Source organism: Paenisporosarcina sp. TG-14 (assembly GCF_000297555.1).
Taxonomy (GTDB): domain Bacteria; phylum Bacillota; class Bacilli; order Bacillales_A; family Planococcaceae; genus Paenisporosarcina; species Paenisporosarcina antarctica.
Genome location: NZ_AMGD01000056.1, coordinates 33,743 through 55,024 on the forward strand (window position 1 = coordinate 33,743; position 21,282 = coordinate 55,024).

At 36.3% G+C, this 21,282-nt stretch carries 18 protein-coding genes and 1 pseudogene; 3 read left to right on the plus strand and 16 right to left on the minus strand.

Translation table 11 applies throughout. The features are described 5' to 3' along the window. Positions 1-60: 60 nt before the first annotated feature. Both plsY and C406_RS0114800 read left to right on the plus strand, forming a co-directional pair. Complete coding sequence (gene plsY, locus C406_RS0114795) at positions 61-666, plus strand: glycerol-3-phosphate 1-O-acyltransferase PlsY (protein WP_017381430.1); 606 nt, start codon at positions 61-63, stop codon at positions 664-666. A 35-nt stretch (positions 667-701) separates the two neighbouring features. Continuing rightward, positions 702-992, plus strand: a complete 291-nt coding sequence (locus C406_RS0114800) for a HesB/YadR/YfhF family protein (protein ID WP_017381431.1) — start codon at positions 702-704, stop codon at positions 990-992. A gap of 38 nt (positions 993-1,030) precedes the next feature. Here the strand turns inward: C406_RS0114800 and C406_RS0114805 are convergent, their stop codons facing one another. The 16 genes and pseudogenes from C406_RS0114805 to C406_RS0114875 all read right to left on the minus strand — a co-directional run bounded on the left by C406_RS0114805 (position 1,031) and on the right by C406_RS0114875 (position 19,641). Beyond that, positions 1,031-1,333: a hypothetical protein gene (locus C406_RS0114805; RefSeq protein ID WP_017381432.1), complete on the minus strand. Its 303-nt coding sequence runs from the start codon at positions 1,331-1,333 to the stop codon at positions 1,031-1,033. After that, positions 1,333-1,758, minus strand: a complete 426-nt coding sequence (locus tag C406_RS0114810; protein ID WP_017381433.1) for an acyl-CoA thioesterase — start codon at positions 1,756-1,758, stop codon at positions 1,333-1,335. Before C406_RS0114810 ends, C406_RS0114805 begins: the two co-directional genes overlap by 1 nt. Positions 1,759-2,050: 292 nt before the next feature. Further along, positions 2,051-2,791 (minus strand): 3-oxoacyl-ACP reductase FabG, encoded by a 741-nt coding sequence (gene fabG / locus C406_RS0114815; protein ID WP_017381434.1) that lies wholly within the window; start codon positions 2,789-2,791, stop codon positions 2,051-2,053. Positions 2,792-3,287: 496 nt separating this feature from the next. After that, on the minus strand, positions 3,288-4,769 hold the full coding sequence (locus C406_RS0114820; RefSeq protein WP_017381435.1) for a class I adenylate-forming enzyme family protein: 1,482 nt from the start codon (positions 4,767-4,769) through the stop codon (positions 3,288-3,290). A 43-nt stretch (positions 4,770-4,812) separates the two neighbouring features. Continuing rightward, complete coding sequence (gene phaZ, locus C406_RS0114825; protein ID WP_017381436.1) at positions 4,813-5,691, minus strand: intracellular short-chain-length polyhydroxyalkanoate depolymerase; 879 nt, start codon at positions 5,689-5,691, stop codon at positions 4,813-4,815. Positions 5,692-5,709: 18 nt separating this feature from the next. Then, positions 5,710-6,714, minus strand: a complete 1,005-nt coding sequence (locus tag C406_RS0114830) for a 3-oxoacyl-ACP synthase (protein ID WP_017381437.1) — start codon at positions 6,712-6,714, stop codon at positions 5,710-5,712. Then, entirely contained in the window at positions 6,714-7,712 is a 999-nt protein-coding gene (locus C406_RS0114835) for a branched-chain amino acid ABC transporter permease (protein WP_017381438.1), read from the minus strand. Before C406_RS0114835 ends, C406_RS0114830 begins: the two co-directional genes overlap by 1 nt. A gap of 4 nt (positions 7,713-7,716) precedes the next feature. Further along, positions 7,717-8,577, minus strand: a complete 861-nt coding sequence (locus C406_RS0114840) for a branched-chain amino acid ABC transporter permease (protein WP_017381439.1) — start codon at positions 8,575-8,577, stop codon at positions 7,717-7,719. A 12-nt stretch (positions 8,578-8,589) separates the two neighbouring features. Further along, on the minus strand, positions 8,590-9,297 hold the full coding sequence (locus tag C406_RS0114845; protein WP_017381440.1) for an ABC transporter ATP-binding protein: 708 nt from the start codon (positions 9,295-9,297) through the stop codon (positions 8,590-8,592). Further along, positions 9,275-10,048, minus strand: coding sequence for an ABC transporter ATP-binding protein (locus tag C406_RS0114850; protein WP_017381441.1), 774 nt, complete (start codon positions 10,046-10,048; stop codon positions 9,275-9,277). The genes C406_RS0114845 and C406_RS0114850 overlap by 23 nt, the downstream gene beginning before the upstream one ends. 94 nt (positions 10,049-10,142) lie before the next feature. After that, positions 10,143-11,384 carry a substrate-binding domain-containing protein gene (locus C406_RS0114855; protein ID WP_017381442.1) on the minus strand — a complete coding sequence of 414 codons (1,242 nt, stop codon included), beginning with the start codon at positions 11,382-11,384 and terminating at the stop codon, positions 10,143-10,145. 132 nt (positions 11,385-11,516) lie between these two features. Then, positions 11,517-14,732: a BTAD domain-containing putative transcriptional regulator gene (locus C406_RS0114860; RefSeq protein WP_017381443.1), complete on the minus strand. Its 3,216-nt coding sequence runs from the start codon at positions 14,730-14,732 to the stop codon at positions 11,517-11,519. Positions 14,733-15,511: 779 nt separating this feature from the next. After that, positions 15,512-15,642 (minus strand): annotated as a pseudogene (locus tag C406_RS20550) (IS1595 family transposase); the annotation flags it as partial. Between the two features lie 243 nt (positions 15,643-15,885). Continuing rightward, entirely contained in the window at positions 15,886-18,594 is a 2,709-nt protein-coding gene (gene acnA / locus C406_RS0114865; RefSeq protein ID WP_017381444.1) for an aconitate hydratase AcnA, read from the minus strand. Between the two features lie 138 nt (positions 18,595-18,732). Beyond that, positions 18,733-19,221: a DinB family protein gene (locus tag C406_RS0114870; protein ID WP_017381445.1), complete on the minus strand. Its 489-nt coding sequence runs from the start codon at positions 19,219-19,221 to the stop codon at positions 18,733-18,735. Between the two features lie 18 nt (positions 19,222-19,239). After that, on the minus strand, positions 19,240-19,641 hold the full coding sequence (locus C406_RS0114875) for a thiol-disulfide oxidoreductase DCC family protein (protein WP_017381446.1): 402 nt from the start codon (positions 19,639-19,641) through the stop codon (positions 19,240-19,242). A gap of 114 nt (positions 19,642-19,755) precedes the next feature. Here C406_RS0114875 and yfkAB point away from each other — a divergent pair, with 114 nt between their 5' ends. Further along, complete coding sequence (gene yfkAB / locus C406_RS0114880) at positions 19,756-20,871, plus strand: radical SAM/CxCxxxxC motif protein YfkAB (RefSeq protein ID WP_017381447.1); 1,116 nt, start codon at positions 19,756-19,758, stop codon at positions 20,869-20,871. The last annotated feature ends 411 nt before the right edge of the window (positions 20,872-21,282 follow it).

The window sequence follows — 21,282 nt, forward strand, 5'->3', positions numbered from 1 at the left end:
ACAAGTGATAAACTAGGTTGTACATATCAAGAAGTATAACGTATTTAAAAGGAGCACTCTATGAACATTGTAATTATCTTATTACTAGCTTATTTGCTAGGATCTATTCCTTCTGCTTTATGGATTGGAAAACTTTTTTACAAAACAGATATCCGAAAACATGGCAGTGGAAATTTAGGCGCAACAAATACATTTAGAACATTAGGTGTTAAAGCAGGATTAATTGTTTCTATTTTGGACATTTTAAAAGGAACGGCAGCTACTTTGTTACCGCTCCTTCCTTTCTTCTCAGTTACAGACATACACCCGCTCATCTTAGGTGTAGTGGCAGTTGTAGGTCATATGTATCCGATTTTCGCTAACTTTAAGGGTGGTAAAGCTGTAGCGACTTCTGGTGGCGTTCTTTTAGCGTATCACTGGCCGATATTCATCCTTATGCTCGTGTCTTTTTTTATCGTTTTGAAACTATCGAAAATGGTATCATTTACGTCAATGGTTCTTGGTATTATTGGTTTAGTTTATACCACCCTATACAACGTTTTTTATGAAATTGATATCCCATTATTAATGGTTATTATTTTGTTAACATCATTTGTATTATATCGCCATCGCGCAAATATTGTACGAATAAAGGCAGGAACCGAGCCAAAAGTAAAGTGGCTATAATACAATACGTATAGACTATGAAAGGGTGTGTAAAAATGAAAATTGTCATATCAAAAGAAGCAATGACCTGGTTTAAAGAGGAAATGGAAACGAAATCTGGAGAATATATTCATTTTTATGCTCGCTACGGTGGTTCAAGTTCTTTGCATGATGCTTTTTCATTAGGTGTAACCAAAGAACAACCAATGGATCCTTCAGTTGAGTATGAAGAAGATAACATTCATTTCTATATTGAAAGTCGAGATGAATGGTATTTTGATCATCATGATTTACACGTAAACGTTGACAAAGAATTAAAAGAACTTACCTATTCATATAAGAAATAAAGATAAAATCCACTATGAGTGTTTACTCATAGTGGATTTTATTTATGTGTGAAACGTTGTAATTGGTCTAGCATGCCTTCTTTAAGCAAAATAGTTTCTTGATGATGTCCGAATAAATCAAAATGTGGATATTCTTTTTTATAATCGATCCACTCAGGTTTTAAGCCGTATTGAGCTCCCCACTTAATAAGTCGGTCAATATCTGAACAACCGACTTTCGTAACCGTTTTACAACCTGGGAAACGATCATCTAACCAGTAATGAGTGAGAAAAGCAATATCCCCTCTGCTGACAGCTTCTTTCCATGATAGTAGTTCTGGACGTTTTAGACCAAAAGCCATTAGCTTTTGACCTTTGCAATTTCAGTATATTTAGCATCCCAATGTGCATCCACTTTTCTAAGTGACACCGGTCGAAATGTATCTTTCTTTACCAGTACATGTTCAGACTTAGCTAGCGCTGCTATAGTTCCGTCTGCGTGAAGAATTTCATAGCCATAAGTAGTTCGAAGTTTACCATGTGATTCTACCCAAGTTCGAACGGTAGCTTTCTGACCATATTTCATCGATGCTTTATATTGAATCGTCAAATCCGTAACAGGAGATAAATATCCTTCTCGCTCTAAACCAGCATAGGTATATCCTAAGTCTTCAATCAAACTTGTTCGGCCAATTTCCATCCATACTAAATAGTTGGCATGATAAACAACGCCCATTTGATCTGTTTCAGCGTAGCGTATTTCAATTTCTTTTTCACTCACAAACATCTTGCTCACCTCTCGTCCATTATACAAAATTGAACAAGAAAAAGCAGTTCTTGAAATTGAAGCTACGAGTAGTTGCTTAATAATGAATAATATCACTTGTGGAAGAACAACTCGGGTTAGAATTTTGGCATATATCGAGTATGTAAGGAGTTCATTCATATCTTCAATTAGATGTGATAACTGGGCATAGGTTCATTTCGATCACTAGCTATACAAATAGCTTTGGAGAGAAGGTCCAATTTAACAAAGAAGATTGACCATTATACAAATGTACCCTTCCTTCCATCATTTCTTACATCATTATTCCGCCGTCAACATGAAGGACGTGACCATGCACATAATCTGATTCTGATGATGCTAGAAATAAGTAAGCATTTGCGATATCTTTTGGCACAGCTAATCGTTGCAAAGAGATGATTGACGTCATTTGTTGAATAACTTTATCAGGCATTTTTTCCACCATTGAAGTACGGGTAAATCCTGGAGCGACTGCATTAACATTAATACCTTTGCGACCTAACTCTTTTGCCCATGACTTAGTCATCCCAATCACAGCAGCTTTTGAGGCAGCATAATTCGTTTGTCCTACATTTCCATATACACCACTTACGGAAGAAGTATTAATAATTTTCCCTTTTCCTTTTTCAATTAAGTGTGGCAGTACAATTTGTGTACAGTTAAAGACACCGTTTACATTGACATCTAATACAAACTGAAAATCAGCAGGGTCCATTTTAGCTAACATTGCATCTCTTGTAATACCTGCATTATTGACCAAAATATCAATACCGCCATACGTTTTAACCGTTTGATCAATTAATTGTTGTACACTTTCACGATCTGCTACATTTACGTGTATGAATGTCACGTCATATCCTTTTTCTTTTAACTGTTTAGCAGCTACTGTCCCCGCTACTTCATCATAATCAGCAAGAATGACTTGAGCTCCCTCTTCTGCAAAACGTTCGACCGCTGCATATCCAATGCCATTTGCACTCCCGGTAATAATGGCAATTTGATTTTGTAAACGCAAAAAATGACCCCCTATATATAATTCGTCAATTCGTTGTGTTAGCTGTGATAAATTATCATTAAGCAGCCTACACCATAGCGTTCAAGATAAGAAATTGGTTAATGTCATATAAATACTCGTATTTATAAATCCAATTAATTACTATTGCTCACCAAGCATAACCTATAGCCTCCCTAACTCATAAGACATTGTCTCCTTTTGCGTAACGGTATAATTATCATATTTCTCTCAATTTGATTGTTCATTTCTACCACACGTATTATCTTCATTTTATGAAAAGCTTATCGAATCGTTCCAAAAATTCCCGAAGGAAAGGAAATTAGTACTAAAAACTAAATATTGAGAAAATATTTAACGCTAAGTTTCTAAAAATGGAGAATACTTCCTTAGCAAAAAAACTACCCCAAGTACAATCTGCCATAATTCATTAGAAAATATACATTTAATCCATGATTTTGAAGTTTGTGTTGAAAAACCTTGAGTAATGCCTTGCCGCCTAAGGTTTTAAGTAAAGCAATTGTTTTTTATCTATCTTTCCAACATGTGTTTTAGGTAATTCTTCTACTATAATAAATGACTTTGGAACTTTGTAGCCACCTAAATACTGACGACAATGGTCAATTAATTGTTTTTCTGAATACGAAGTAGGTTCTGTAAGAGAAATAAATGCAGTAACAACTTCCCCCCATTTCTCATCAGGAAGTCCAATAACTGCTGCCTCTCTAATCATTCTATGTTGGAGTAAGCAATGTTCAATTTCTTGAGGATACACATTTTCTCCACCTGTCACAATCATATCTTTCTTTCTTCCAACAATATAATAGTCGCCTTCAGCATCCATTTTTGCTAAATCTCCCGTTTTTAACCACTCGTCATTCATGACATCGGCTGTTTCCTTTTCATTTCGCCAATAACCTGTAAATACATGTTTACCGCGAATCCAGAGTTCACCAACCTCATTAATAGCAGTAGGTTTATTCATTTCTGAAACAATTAACGTATCTACAAATTGCATATTCTTACCTACTGATCCTTTCTTAAACTTTACAGCATCTACATCAATCACAAAATTATTAGGACCCGCTTCTGTAAGACCATAGCCTTCTTTAAAGGGTAATCCTTTTTTTTCAAATTGTTCATATATAGCAAAAGGGCAAGGAGCACCTCCAGATAAAAAAACTTTAACGTTTGGAAAATCACTATTTTTGAATGTCTCTGTTTGCGTCATCACTTGATACATTGTCGGTACAAATAATGAAATAGTGGCTTTACGTTTAATTATTTCCTCTATCGCTTGCTGCCCATCGAATCGGTCACCAATGACTACTGTGCCACCCGCCATTAAGATAGGGATTGAAAGTGCATTTAGACCTCCGGTATGAAATAAAGGCATATATGTAACCGTGCAATCTCTAGCAGAAAGCCCCCAGCTTACAATAGTATTCATTGCATTCCAATTTACGTTGTTATAAGAAAGTTGTACTCCTTTAGGTTTACCTGTCGTGCCTCCTGTGTAGATTATCATCCATGGTTCATCAGCAGAAATAGATGTCACTTGAATTGACTCATTAATAAATGATTTCCCTTCTAGTAGCACTTCACGGTTTAGCATCTTTTTAACAGGCAATGAGTATATAAGCACTTCATAAGAATGATCAGTAATTAGAATGGCTGGTTCACAATTAGTAAGAATTTCTGTCAGTTCCATTAGACTTAAACGGAAATTTAAGGGTACGTATATATAACCTTTCAACCCACATGCAAATAAAATGGCCAGTAACTCTGGGTGATTGTTAGCAAGAATTGCAACTCTGTCACCTTGTTGCAACTTTTCAAGCGATAACCGATGGACCCATTCCTTAATTAAATTTGTAAATTGAGCATACGTCCATTGCTGACCACTATCGATATCTATACACGCTAGGTGAGAAGGGACCATTTTTGCACGTTTTAAAAACCAGGTTTGATCGTTATACATTGGTTCCCCTCCTTCCTGTTTCACATCATTCAACTATAATCTACTACCCTAAAAACGCTTCAATTTGTTGTGTGAGTTGTGACAAATCATCAATAAGTGGAGAATGACCTGAATTTATTAACGGAATATATGTCGCATTTCCAAGGTCCTCAACTATTTCGAGCGTCATTTGTTGAGAAACCACAAAATCCCGATCTCCTCTTAAAACTAATACCGGTATTAAAATATTTTTAGCTTTGTTTGACCCTTCAATTAACCCATTATGAATGCCGCTTATATTAAACCTATTCAAAGAATAATAAACATCCGCCAAGTTCCGTTGTGTTAACATATCCGTTACATATTCTTCATATTTTGTTTCATCTGGTTGTTTATGTGTATAAATTAACGCATTCCAAACCGATTTTAATCCTTCACGATTGTTTGTATCATATAACCATTGAATGGTTTTTGTTTTTGCATCATTTTCTACCTCTTCAATAGTTCGTAGACGTCTTTGCATGTCGGGCGTTCCATCTGCGTTCGTTCCATAGAATGGATACCCTCTAGTGGATGCTGATGCCAGAAGGATGAGTTTTTCGCACATACCAGGATATTCAACAACAAATTTCATACAAACTGCACCACCAGTTGACCATCCCACTAAATGAAATGCATCAAGTCCTAAAGCATCGACAAAACCTTTTAAGTCATGAGCAAAGTCTTCAATTCCTTGAACACGAGTATGATAACTCGATTCTCCAAAACCTCTTAAGTCGAGTGCATACAATTTGTATTTCGAATCTAATTCATCAATCAAGATATCCCAGTGCTTGGAAGATGTCATATTTCCATGAACGAGCACAATCACTTGTTCTCCACCATCCCGTTCACGATAAGAAATCGTTTCCCCGTTACCTAGTAACACTTTTTGCAACGTCATGTGAATTCCTCCCTATTTTTATCCCCAGTTTATTGTTGTAGCTCCCCAGGCATAACCGATACCTGCGCTAACTAATACAACAATGTCTCCTTTTTGCAGTTTTCCATGTTGTTCTGCTAGATGCAAAGAAATGATTTGATCTAGTTGGCCAATATGTCCATATTCATGTAAATATATCGACTGATCTTCCAATAATCCAAGTTCATGTAATACGAAGTCATGTGCTGATTTTTTCATGTGAAGTATAGCTAGGTATGAAATATCTTGTTCTGAAAACCCACTCTTTACCAACGAATGTCTAATAACTTGTAGAAAATTTTGCATAGATTTTAGTTCCAACCGCTTTTTCATACCATTGGGATCTAAAACATCAAGTTTATATGCACCTGAAGCTAATAACTCTCCTGTTAAGGGGGTTTTTGTGCCCCCTACCGGAACAACAACATCTTCAGAAAACGATCCATCTGTCATAATGTCTGATTCAAGAACTATATTCTCACCATGATTTTTTTTCAAAACTATTGCAGCTCCACCAGCACCAAGATTAAACATGAACCGTGTTCGTTCATTTGAATAATCAATAAAATCTCCGTTTCGATAACCACCTGTTAAAAGCACAGTCTCTATTGAATCATCAGATAACATTAAGCTTTTCGCTAACTTCAAAGCTAAAGTTGTTGTACTACATCTAAGTGAAACATCAAAACCCCATGCGTGGAAGGAACCAATTGCTTCTTGAATTTTAATTGCTGCAGTCCATAAAGGGTATTCTTTATGCTCTTCACCAATATAAATGATACAATCGATTGATTTCGGGTCAATTTGACCTCTTACAAGTGCGTTTTGAGCTGCCCATATAGCCATTTGAACAGTATGATCATTGGGTCCAGGAATAGTTTTTTTTGTAATCCCCATTTTGTTCTTGACAACATGTAATGGGATTCCAGAAGAAGATGAAATTTCTTCTGCCGACATGAATTGTGAAGGGATATATACACCGGTACTAGCGATTCCAATATGCATTATAATTCCTCCGAGTTAGATCGACCTTCTACTTCACGTGGTTTTTTTCTTTTATAATAAGCTTGTCGTATCGTTCCGACAATACCTGCCGGGAAGAAAATTACCACTAAAATATAGAGAATTCCAAAGAAAATAATCCAACGTTCAAATATAGGATAATCTTTTGCAAGACCTGACAAATAGTGTTGCGATAACTCTATTACCCCAGCGCCTATTATAGGTCCAATAAGTGTTCCAACACCTCCAATGATTGTCATTAATAAGGCATCTAATGTAATATCCATCGTCAAGACGCTGGTATTTACAAATCGTAAACTTATTGCATAGAGTGCTCCTGCTAAACTAGCAACAACACCAGCCACAACTGATGCAATCACTTTGTAATGTAGCACTTTATAACCTAATGATTTTGTTCGTTGCTCATTTTCACGGACTGCTACCAATACTTGACCAAGTGGGGATTGAACAAATCGTCTAAGTAATATATAGGTCACAACTAAACACACTAGTACGACTAGATAGAACACCGCACGATCTTTAAAAACTTCTGGTGCCCGGAACGTAAAACCGTCATTCCCTGAAGTTAAACTACGCCATTTTTCAGCAAGAACTAAAAATAATCCTGATAGAGCAAGTGTTAACATAGCGTAAAAATGACTCTTTAATCGTAGAGTCAATAAACCCACGAGAAAGCTAATAATGCCTGCAATGATCATGCCTATGACAATTGATAAAATAAAAATACCTATCGTTGGCTCAACGCGATCTAGCATTACTCCTGTGGTATACGCACCAATTCCGAAAAACATCGCGTGCCCAAATGACACAATACCTGTATATCCTAGTAAAATGTCATAACTCATTGCTAGAATCGAAAAAATGAAAATTTGTGTTAAAAGTATTGTCCAAGTCCTTGAGTCTGTTACAAAAGGGAAGATGAACAACACAATGACAATAATGGATAGGAAAATATTGTTCCATTGATATTTTGTAGTCATCTCTTCACCCCTTTACTCTAAATAATCCTTGCGGTCGGAAAATTAATACAATCGCCATAATCAACATGTTTACTGCTAACGATAGGGAAGGAACATAGTAAGCCATATAGCTTCCTGTTAAACCCACTAAAATTGCTGCTAGCAAGGATCCTGGAAAACTTCCCATCCCTCCTATTACGACGACAATGAATCCTAATATGGCAAATTCCATTCCCATTTCTGCGTATATTACACCTGAGTATGGTGCCATCAAAGCACCACCGAGAGAAGCCAATACTGCTCCAGCAATAAATACATATAGAAACACATTATTTATATTAATACCGAGTGTTTGAACCATTTCCTTGTTCATTACACCTGCACGAACGATTAAACCAACTTTCGTTTTCTTTAAAATATATTGAACAACACCGAACACAAGGAAACCTACAACGATAATGAATACACGGTATTTAATAATAATTACGTCCCCGATTTCCCAGCTACCTGCAAAGTAAGCTGGGGTTTTGGCAGCAATTTGATTTGGACCAAACACGACTTTTAACATTTCTGTTAACACGAGCATAAAACCTAATGTGATTAATATTTGTTGGACGTGATTGCCATAAACAGGTTTGATAATTAGCTTTTCTGTAATAAATCCCAGGAGGATACCCGTTAGAATAGCGCCAAGAATAGCAAGTACAAAGCTTTCCGTAAGTGAATAAAACCAAACTGAAGAAAATGCGCCCCATGCAAATAATCCACCATGAGCAAAGTTAAGTACGTCCATCAATCCAAAAATCAACGTTAACCCGGCAGCTAAAAGGAAGATTAACATACCGGTGGCTAGCCCATTTATGGTCAAATTCATGAGTAGTTCCATGACTGTACCTCCTTATCCTATCCCTAAATATTTACGCTTTATTTGTTCATCTTGTATTAAGTCTTGCATCAATCCCGATTGGACGGTTTCACCATCATCTAAGAGTGTATATGTATCACCAATTCGGCTTGCCATCATAAAATTTTGTTCGACCAATACGATGGTTGTATGTTTTTTCATGTCAATAATGGCTTCCATTACTTTTTCTATTACAATAGGTGCAAGCCCTTTTGAAGGTTCATCTATTAAAAGAAGTTGATTGTTTCCTACAAAGGCGCGTGCCATAGCTAGCATTTGTTTTTGTCCGCCTGATAATAGACCCCCATCTTTTTTCCAAAATATTTTTAAATCTGGAAATAAATCTAATACATACTCCTGCTTCCCTATAGTTATTTCATCTTCAGTACGCATAGCCACTTTCATATTTTCTTCAACTGTCAATGTGGCAAAAATTCCTTGATCTTCTGGAACATACCCAATTCCATTGTTTGCTATCACGTGAGTTTGTTTTTTTGTAATCTCTTGTCCCTTAAAGGCAATACGTCCTTTGGTAGCGGGTGTTAAACCTAATATTGTTTTAAGTGTGGTTGTTTTCCCTGCACCATTACGACCAAGTAATACACTGACCTCTCCTTCATTTGCTTGAAAGTTTACCCCCTGCAAAATATGATATTGTCCAATATAGGTGTGAACGTCCTCAACTTTTAGCAATGTGCTCATCGTATAATCCTCCCAAATAAGCATTTTGAACCATTTCATTTTGCATAATTTCTATAGGGGTTCCATCTGCTAAAACCTTGCCATTAAACAGCACCATAATGGAATCCGATAAATCTAAAATCATATCCATTTTGTGTTCAATCAATAGAATTGTTTTATTTCCTTGTTCCTTTATCCGTCTAATGACTTCCAATATTGCGGGAACTTCTTCGAGTGACATCCCTGCTGTCGGTTCATCTAACAATAAAACTTCCGTGTCTAAAGCTAGTAACATCGCAATCTCTAGTTTGCGTTTTTCCCCATGAGATAATTGACTTGCAATTACATGTTTTTTTGAATAGAGTCGAACAAGTCCTAGCAACTCTTCAGCCTTTTGACTAAGAGATGGGTACTTTGAAATATGACGTATCATTTGGTAGCGAATTTTTTCTTTGGACTGTACAGCTATACGCACATTTTCTAACACGCTTAAATTGGGGAACACATTCGTAATTTGAAATGAACGACCCAACCCTTTTCGCGTGCGGTCAACAGAAGAAAAACGGGTCATATCTTCATCTTTAAAATAAACTTTACCTTCAGTTGGTTTTAATTCTCCACTAATTAAATTAAAGAAAGTGGTCTTTCCAGCTCCGTTTGGTCCAATAATTGATTTGAATTGATTTTCTGGCATTTCGAAATTGATGTGATCTACAGCTATATGTCCACCAAAACGAATGGTTAAGTTTTCAGTTTTTAATATCGTTGTCATGGGTTTCATCCTTTCTTCTGTCTCTCTCCATAATCAAGACTGGTTCTCACACATGGAGAGAGACAGACCTGAATGAACAGGCCGTCTCAGTAGTTTAGTTTTGAATTGGTGGTTCTGTTTCTTCAGGTGATAATTCGCGAATTAACACCGGCACTGGATAATCAATACCTTCTTGTTTTTCAAGTTTAATGGAGTACAACGTTTGTAAAGCCTGATGATCATCTTCACGGAATGTCATGGTTCCTTTCGGTGTGTCAAAAGACATCCCTTCCATAATTCCGATTAATTCATTACCATCTGCATTTCCTTCAGATTTCTTTAATGCTTCAATAATTGATATAGCAGCTGACATTCCTCCTGGAGTGAATAAGTCGGGAACTTCCCCGTTAAACTTTTCTTTATGTTTTTCTACTAACCAATCATTTACGTCGTTATCAGGTAATGTATGGTAGTAAACTGAGAATCCTTCCATGCCTATTAAAGGCTCCATGGTCGCTAAAGCTGGTATATCAGGAGCACCTGTTGAAATTTTGATGCCTTTTTCTTGAATTTTCAAGTCTGCAATTTGATTCCATGGTGAGTTTGCTCCTGCCCAAACGACAAACAAGTAATCTGGTTTTGCTTGAATTACTTTTTGTAAGTTAGAAGTAAAATCTGTAGCCGCTGGATCTGCATACTCTTCCAAAACAATTTCAGCTCCTAGTTCTTCTGCTGCTTTTTTAAATGCTGCAATGCCATCTAAACCAAATGAATAGTCAGGTGCAAACGTTGCAATTTTAACACCTGGTTTTGCAATTGCCGCTGCTCCAGCAACTGCATCCTGTGATGAGTTACGTGATGTACGGAAAATGTATGGGTTAAATTCAGCTCCTGTAATACTGTCTGCAACTGCTGGTTCAACTACCATAATTGTTTCATATTCTTCTGCTAGTGGTAAGACTGCTAACGTATCACCAGAACTAGAAGATCCTACAAGAAAATCCACTTCATCATCTTCTAGTAGCTTAGTCGCTTTTTGAACAGCTACTTCTGGTTTCGTTTCAGTGTCTTCATAAACAATTTCAATTTTTTTGCCTGCCACTTCCATAGTTCCTTCTGTAGCGTATTCTATCCCTAAATCAAAACCACGTTGTGTTTGTTTACCATAAGATTCTAAGGCTCCAGTTAAAGACGCTAACACGCCAATTTTAATAGTGCCCCCTTCTTCCCCAGTACCGCTTACTGGAACCTTCCCTTCGTTGTCTTTGGTGTCCTCTGTAGTGTCTGAGTTTGTACAAGCAGAACTAATGATTAATACGAAAGCTAAAAACAGAAAAAACCATGCCTTTCTTTTCATGAAAATCCCCTTCCTCTTTGTACTTTTTGTAAGCGATTACTTGTTTCGTTTTTATCATATAAAACCTTAGTTACAAATGAGTTACAATTTAGAAATATAAAAATACCTGTATCGAGATTTACTCGAAACAGGTTAGGCATATCCATTAGCAATCAGTTCAAACATTCGTTCTGTTGTTTCCATGGGTTTCAATTCATACTCTTCTAAGAGCATTTGCACACATTTTTCATACCACTTAATCGCTTGTGATCTATTGTTTTTTTGATAGTGCGCGTACATTAAAAGGCGGTATGCCTCTTCCCATGTATAATCCAATTTTATTAATTTTTCAGCCCAGTAAATGGTTTGATTGAATTGCTGGAGTCTAGTAGCATTCTGAGCTAACTTTTCAATAACTTGTAAATACATTTGGTGAAAATGGTCTTGCTCAAATTGAAACCAATTGTAAACATTTTGATTTAAATAATAAGTTCCTCTATACAAAGCTATAGCTGATTTTAATAATGCACTAGCCTGTTGTGGATTTCGTTCATCTAATCCTTGAGCAACTAGCTGTTGAAATTTTTCGACATCACTTACGATTGCTGCTTTAGGATGAATTCGATACATTGTTTGTTTACGAATGATAAAATAAGATTCCGCACGAGGAAATCTTTTTGGTTCTAGTACATTATACAGTGCATTAAGTGCCACCTTAAAATCTCGAACAGCTGTCTTTTCATCCTGATCACCAAATAGTTCACTCACCAGTTCCTCTTTTGGAACAAATCTATTTTTATGGATAAATAAATATACAAATAAATCTTTTGCTTTTTCACGTTGCCATTTACGATCTTCTACTTCCTCTCTACCTAAAGAAATAGATATTGGTCCTAGTAATTGAACATGTAAAGTATAACCCGGGTAAATAACATGTTGCTCTACCTGTAAATGTTGACCTATTCGATGAATTTCTTCATTATCAGGACAGTTCTTCATCGCATACTGAATTAGCGGGTAGAATTGTTGAATATCAAGCGGTCCATACATCGTTATTTTTTCAATAAAAAATATATACTGTTCTTCCAAAAGTATATGAGCAAACTGTTTTATTTCTTGTGAAAATTGTTCTTTGTCTTCTAATTCAAATGCACAAATACTTAACCAAAACGAAGCAACCATTTTACCAAATGAATCTCCACATAAAGTAAAGTCAACTTTTGCTTGTTTTGCATAGCTATTCGCCTGATCATACTGATGAAATGTACAATAAATTATTGTTATGCCAATTTTTATAAATGCAGATAACCAGGCATCTTGAACACGTTCAGTTTCTATTAATCCCTTTTCTGCAAGAATCAACGCTTCATATTGAAATCCTTGTTTAGCTTTTAAAAGCGCAAGCCCCAAATATGGTTCTGCTTTTCCTCTTGATACATTCAGTTGATCCATTTTTTCGATTGCTTGTAGGTACATACGCTCAGAATCAGGAGAATCTAAAAAATGATGTCGATCTACACTTTCCGCATGACCTTTTCTAATCAATCCAACGGCTTCTACAAATTTGGATTTTTCCCTGATCCCACTTTCAATCCCTTTAGTTGCATAGTAACTAGCCTGAGAAAGATTGCCTATCATTGCATTAAGTAAAGCTAATAGAACAGCTGTTTCGCGATGTGAGTCTGGCACCATATCTTCTTCTTTCAAACGATTTTCTAATAATTGAAGTGAGTCAGATAATTTTCCCATCCTTAATAATATTCGTGCATCTAAATTACCATTGATTAATAAAGTCTCTGGTAATTGCTCATCTTCAATAAAAGTTTTTGCTTCTTTTGTTTTCCCTAAATTCACTAGGTTTTCTGCAAATTGTCGCTTTAAATTGTTCATATCTTTCTGTGACATGGTCTCCGTCTGATTCGCAAAAGATATGGCATTGGCTAAATGCGGATCCGCCAAACCCGGCTGAATCGTATCTAAATAAATATGCGCAAGCCCTGCATGTGCATAACTCGAATAAAATGCGTCTTTTTTAGCTGTGGCTAATAATAAACTTTTTTGATAGGCTTGTTTTGATTTTTCATAATATGCCAGATAACGATTCGCTTCTCCCTCAAAGTAATAAAGTGCTGGAAACTCGTCAAAATAACTTTGAGGTATCTCTTTTAAACTATCTATAATTAAATCAAATTGCCCTAATTTTAATAGCTTAGGCACAGTTTTCAAGACAATCTGAGTGATAAAATGAACATCTTTACTTTGAAGTGCATGATAAATAGAACGAATAGAATCGCTTTTCTGTTCAAAATGTTCAGCAGCTAATTTATGCGCCTTTTGAAATCCTGCTAGATTAGTGTTTTTCCATTTAGTAATTAAATATTGTTGAAATAATGTGTGATACCGAAAAACCGAATCTTCACCTAATTGTTGAATGAAGCCGTGTTGATTACGGAACGATTGTAAGAAGTGCACAGCTTCCTTACCAAAAAATAACTGAATGAATTTCAAAGAAAACGTCAGGAAAACTGAAAATTGCATGAGCCAACTTTGCTCTTCTTCTTTGTATCTTGAAAATACTTCTTCGGACAAATAATGAAATAAATCTTCCATAGCTGGTTTTAGAGAAACATTAAAACTACTGTCTTCGCTCACAGATTTAACCGCCATTAATTGAATAGCAATTGCCCAACCTTCTGTAATTTCCAAAATATACTTGGATTCCTCTTTTGTTAAATGACGCTCAAAATAATCTTCAAAATACACAATTATTTCTTCTTCTGTAAAAACCAAGTCTTTTTCATTCACTTCTATTAATTGTCCACTCATTTTCAGCTTTAATAACTGTGTCCATTTAGGTTTTGATCGAGAAATCAAAACAATATGTACATATGATGGACAGTGTTCTATAATTCTCTCCACCATAAAATTGATAGAGAAAACATGATCGATTAAATGATAATCATCAATGACAATTACCAAAGGTTCAGCGATTTGATCTAGCTCACTTACAAACCATGCATGCCAAGTGATTAATTCTTTATCACTAGTAAAAGAAGGTTGAATAGATAAGTCCTTCAGCAATTGTTGCCCAAAGCTAGGAACGATACGTTGGATGCTACCGATTAAGTATCTTAAAAACGGAACCAAATCATCATCTTCTGATGACACGGTGTACCACGAACAATTGATTCTACTATCCGCGATAAATTGAGCGATAGCAGAACTTTTTCCATATCCTGCCCCACCTGAAATCAACGCACTTTTTTTTGAAGAGATTTGTTTAAATGTGCGTGTTAAAGAAGCCCTACGCATATACGTTTCACTGGTCACGGGTGGAACGATTTTTGACTTCAATAAAGGTACTTCCATGTAAAATTTCCCTCTCTTACAAACTATTTACCAAAATTATATCATAGCAATATTTAATTTGATTGAAAATTCAGTGATAAAAGTAATGCACCCTCTTTTTTTCTATCGGCAATCAATTATTTTTATTCTATGTATCTTTTTACACTATATGAATTGGATTTTTGGTTAGCTTCGAATCGTAAACATACTTCATCATAATTTCAAGAACGAATCATAATAAAAACCCGGCAAAATGGTGTAGTCCACTGAAAAAGTCTACCAATATTGACTCCTATAATACACGCTTCAGCGCTTTGTGGATGCCTCCCACGAGTTCTGATAGAGCATATTATATTGGTATGATGTATCATCATATGCGAGTTTATTTGGTATGCAAATGCAAGGGCCATGGCCATATTCGCAGTAAATCTCAAATGAATTATGACATTGCTGAAAGAATCAAAGTAAGGGATATGAAAGAAAAAGACGACATTTCGTTTAAATTCAAACGAAATGCCGCCTTACACTTACTAAATTTAATTCACAAGTATTTCAGGTGACCTCAAATGATGCCAGTAACTTTAGTTAATTTCAACCTCTTTTTACTTTCCTTAAAATAAGGCTCTGTTAAAGTTTAATGTTGATATTAGTAGAAAAATATAAATCCTAATTATATGGAAGTTCTCTCTTTTAGCTGGAGCTTCACCAATCAATATATCTACCTTCACTCGTTCCAAACAATTTATCTGCAATTAGATTACCTTCCTTATCAAGTGCCCTTTTTGTCCATGTTTCTACTAAATATCTTGCATAACATTACCGGTGGAGGAAGATACAGTAAAATAATCAATTAAATACTCTATTAATAAGTGTTTCTCTGATGGATTTAATTTTGAATAGCTTTAAGAATTTCAGTTGCTCTCACGGTCATTATCAACTTTTATATAATTAAAAGTATTATAGAACATTAGTTCCCTAAATTAAAAGTATCTTTAGGTCTTCATAAATGAAAGAACCGTATTAATCATGACAAGAACACATCTTCGCTCTTCTCTTGCATTCCTTAGATTCTGGTGTAGAAGATCTGGTGTCCGTGAGAGCAGAAGAGCTAAAAAGTAATATCTTTCTAATAATTAAAAAAAGACTGCCCAAAAGGACAGTCTTCTCACAGTTTTTAGTTTTTCAATTTGTCACGTAATACCATTGGTAAGATACCACCATGACGATAGTAATCAACTTCTACTTCTGAGTCAAATCGTGCTAAAACGTCGAATTCTTTTACAGAACCGTCAGCATATTTAGCTACAACTTTTAAGATATCACGAGGTTTTACTCCTTCAGCAATATTCACGCTGATTTCTTCTTTCCCTGTTAAGCCAAGTGTTTCTGCACTTTGACCTGCCATGTATTGAAGTGGTAAAACACCCATCATCACTAAGTTCGAACGGTGAATACGTTCATAGCTTTCAGCAAGAACTATTTTAATGCCTAGTAAGTTAGTCCCTTTAGCTGCCCAGTCACGTGAAGATCCCATACCATAATCTTTACCTGCTAAAACAACTAAGCCAGTGCCATCTTCTTGATATTTCATAGCAGCATCATAAATTGCCATAATTTCGCCGTTTGGCCAGTAAGTTGTGAATCCGCCTTCTGTACCTGCTGCGATTTGGTTACGAATACGAATATTAGCAAATGTACCGCGCATCATTACATCGTGACTACCACGACGAGAGCCGTATGAGTTAAAGTTACGTACTTCTACTCCACGGTCACGCAAGTATTTACCTGCAGGTGTATCTTTACCAATTGCACCAGCTGGTGAAATATGGTCAGTTGTAATTGAATCCCCAAATTTCGCAACTACACGAAGTCCAGCTAACGCTTGAATATCGCTTGGCTCAATTGATAATCCTTCAAAGTATGGAGGATTTTGAATATACGTTGAATCTTCATCAAATGTATACAATGCATCGTTTGATGTTTCAATCGCATTCCAACGCTCATTTTCATTGAATACGCGTGCATATTCACTACGGAACAATTCAGGTGTAACCGTTTTTAGCATAACTGCTTTGATTTCATCAGTTGTTGGCCAAATGTCAGCAAAGAATACATCGTTTCCTGCTTGGTCTTGCCCTAGTGATTCATTTTGAAGATCAATATCTACCGTACCCGCTAATGCATATGCAACAACAAGTGGTGGTGAAGCTAAGTAGTTTGCTTTCACTAATGGGTGAATTCTACCTTCAAAGTTACGGTTACCTGAAAGGACAGATGTAATTAGCAAATCGTTTTCAATGATACCTTTTTCGATTTCTGGAAGCATTGGACCTGAATTACCGATACAAGTCGTACAACCGTAGCCAACTAAGTCAAATCCTACAGCACTTAGTGGTTCAAGAAGTCCAGCGTCACGTAAGTAACCTGTTACTACTTTTGAACCTGGAGCAAGTGAAGTTTTCACAAATGCTGGTGGACGTAAGCCTTTTTCTGCTGCTTTTTTCGCAACAAGACCCGCACCAATCATAACAAATGGATTAGAAGTATTTGTACATGATGTAATCGCTGCAATTCCAATAGCACCTGTAGGAATTGTTACTTCCTTGTCATCTAATGTAATTGTTGCAGATTTCTTGAATTCTTTTTTAGATAGACCGAATCCTTGGTTGCCTTGAGGAGCTACAACCGCTTTGTTAAACTCAAGTTTCATTTGAGACAAAGGAATTAAATCTTGTGGACGTTTAGGTCCTGACATATTTGGTTCAATTTTAGATAAATCAAGTTCTACAACATTTGTGTAAATTGGATCTTCACTATCAGCCGTAAAGAACATACCGTTTGCAGTTAAATATTCTTTTACTACTTGGATGTGCTCTTCATCACGGCTTGTTAAACGCATGTATGCGAGTGTTTCTTCATCAACTGGGAAGAAACCACAAGTAGCACCGTACTCTGGTGCCATGTTAGCAATTGTCGCACGATCAGCAAGTGGCAGTTTTGTTACGCCAGCTCCGAAGAACTCAACAAATTTACCAACAACGCCTTGTGCACGAAGTACTTCTGTTACTTTAAGTGCTAAGTCAGTTGCTGTTGTTCCGTTTGGAAGGTCACCTGTTAGTTTAACACCGATAACTTCAGGTATTGGGAAGTATGAAGGCTGACCAAGCATACCTGCTTCAGCTTCTATTCCGCCAACGCCCCATCCAAGAACACCCATACCATTAATCATTGTTGTATGTGAGTCAGTACCTACTAATGTGTCTGGATACGTTTCGTATGAACCATCTTCGTTTTCTACTGCATGAACAACGTTTGCTAAGTACTCTAAGTTAACTTGGTGAACAATACCCGTTGCCGGTGGTACAGCACGGTAGTTGTCATAAGCTTTTTGAGCCCAGCTAAGGAACTGGTAACGTTCTGCATTACGTTCGAATTCTAACTCCATGTTAACGCGAAGTGAGTCAGATGTACCATATTTATCTACTTGAACAGAGTGGTCAATAACTAAATCAACCGGTATTGCTGGGTTGATTTTGTCTGGGTCTCCACCCATTTCAGCCATTGCTGAACGAAGTGCTGCTAAATCTACAACTACAGGTACCCCCGTGAAATCTTGAAGGATAACGCGTGATGGTTTAAAAGGTACTTCCGCTTCAGGATCAACGTCCTTACCCCATTTTGCCAATTTTTCTACGTGGTCATCTTTGATAACATATCCGTCGTGTTGGCGCAATACGGACTCAAGTAATACTTTAATTGAATAAGGAAGTTTGGAAACATTTGCTACCCCTGCTTCTTCTAATGCTGCTAAACGGTAGTAGTTATACGTTTTACCGTTCAATTCGAAAGAAGTGCGGCTATTGTGCAAGTTACTTTTTGCCATGTCTAATTCCTCCTTTTAATTTATGAAAAGGCTCTCATCTATTGCTAGGGACTTTTCTCCAATTCTAATCATAACTCAGTCTAGTTTATAAGTAAATTACATAAAGATTATAGGTTGTGATAAGTATTTGTTATGACCTTACAACATTTCGATTGTTTTTTTTAATTGTTTTAAATGTCTTTTTTCATGTAGACCAACAAAGGGAAACCATTGGATCAATGGAACTTGACCAAAAATGGGATGTTTGAATGATTTGTTAAGAAAGACATCTTTTGTGCTTGATTCATAGACATCTAATAAGAATAGACGTGTATCATGGAGTTCTTTCTCCATTTCTTGTTTTACTTTATAATCTTTGGTTGGTGCAGTATAACCTGGGGCTTTCACTTTTATTAAACGATTCGTAGAAAGTGCAATCGGTTTTTTCATCGATTTTGGGCTATCTGGATTTTTTAGTTCTCTTGCGATATTTGTCGCAATTACTGTTTCCATTCGCACGAGGTGTTCAAATATTTGTTTTACAGACCAACCTCCATTTGATGGGATTTTGTTGAACTGTTCGTCCGTTAATCCTTCAACTGTCTGAAATAACTCTTTTCGGATTGCATTATTGTCTTCTAAAAACATCTAAATATCCCCTTTACTTTAACTCAAAAATCTTTTCCTTTGGTGGGCTGTAGGTACTAAACACGATTCGGTATTGCGTAGCAAGCGGTGTCGATTCTTTGCAATAACCCTATATACACTGTCGCGAAACACTTTCGGTACAAATTGTGTGTATTTCAAAAGATGGTACGGTGCACGTAAGTAGGATGCAAGTGCTATAGCTGCATCAGACTCTACTAATAGTTCTTTTCCCTTAAGTAAGACAATTGAATCAATTTTTTGCAGTTCCGGGTATTTTTTTTTAATTTGAGTAGCAAGTTCACTTTGAAGTGGAGTAAAGTGCATTACTTCACTTTGTTCATGTTGCAATACAAACTGTACCGAACGTTGACAAAAACCACAGTTTCCATCGTAGAAAAGAATTGGATTTGTATACTCCATAAAATTCACCTTTTCTTTTTATATTACTTGAATTCGTTTGAAATCTACAATCTAACGTTTTCAATAAGAAGTAGTTATGGGACAATGTTTCATGTTAGAAAGGATGATCACTTAATGAAGAACACAACAATGCAGAGACTTACCTCATCCTACGATCCTTGGGAAGCCTATTTAGATATGGAAAACCACGGGAAGCTAACCCTATCGAATATTGAGTTCACTACAACAACACTTTGTAATATGCGTTGTGCTCATTGTGCAGTTGGCTATACATTACAAACGAAAGATCCAGAGGCATTACCCTTTGACCTTTTGCGCCAGCGTCTAGATGAAATTCCACATTTACAAACGTTAAGCATAACCGGTGGTGAACCGATGTTATCCAAAAAGTCGGTGACAAATTATGTTCTCCCTCTATTAAAATACGCTCATGAGCGAGGGGTACGCACACAGATTAACTCGAATTTAACACTTGATCCAAAGCGATATATGATGATTGCTCCTTACTTAGATGTTTTACATATTTCACATAACTGGGGAACGGTGGACGAGTTTGTGGAAACCGGGTTTGCCGTAATGGAGAGAAAACCATCCTACGAGCAACGCGCTAAACTATTTAAGCGAATGATTGAAAATAGTCGTATGTTATCTGAAGCGGGTGTAATGGTATCTGCAGAAACCATGTTAAATAAAAAAACTTTACCTTACTTAGAGCATATACATCGCCAAGTGGTAAAAGAAATGAAATGCGCAAGACACGAAATTCATCCTATGTACCCCTCTGATTTTGCTAGCAGTATGTCATCTTTGACTCTAGAAGAAACGCGGCAAGCTATTCATCATTTACTGGATATCCGAGATAAGAACACCTGGATGTTATTTGGCACATTGCCATTTTATCCATGTAGCGATAGCATTGAGGATCGCAAACTACAACAAAGACTGAAAGAAGAATTGAATGTAACTGTTCGAAATGACCCGGATGGACGTTCACGTTTAAATATTAATATTTTCTCTGGAGAAGTCATTGTGACTGATTTTGGTGACGCCCCTGTACTTGGCAATCTCAAAAGTGATTCTTTGCCTTTCATATTCGATCTATGGCTAGACTCGCCTCTTGCAAAAGAACTGAACTGCCATTGTCCCGCTGTAAAATGCCTTGGTCCAAACGTATTAGTGAAAAATATGTACTATAAAGACCATACATTTGTAAGTGGATCAGTTAAATGAGACAAGGTGCCGAATTGATAACCGGAATGCAAGACATTAAAACCACATAAAAAGGGACTATAAAAGCTATTGCAGGCAGTTCAGTTCGCTTTACAAAACAAATTAAACATCAAAATAGACCGTTAATTCGCATTTGAATTAGCGGTCTTTTAAACTTTTTTTACAAGGCCGTGTTTTTCTCGTTTTATTTGGTATCTCAAACAGATTTTTGGACTGGATAGATATTGAATCATAAAGAGAACCTTTTGCAGGAGGCACAAGGCACCAATTATTCTCCATACTTATAATTCTACTACACTCTTCTACACATTTATCCCATTAAAAATCGTTTAAAAAAGACATAAACAAAATTCTTCTGAAAAGAAGAATTTGTTTATGTCTTTTTTAGTTTTGTAGATTATCATTTTAAGT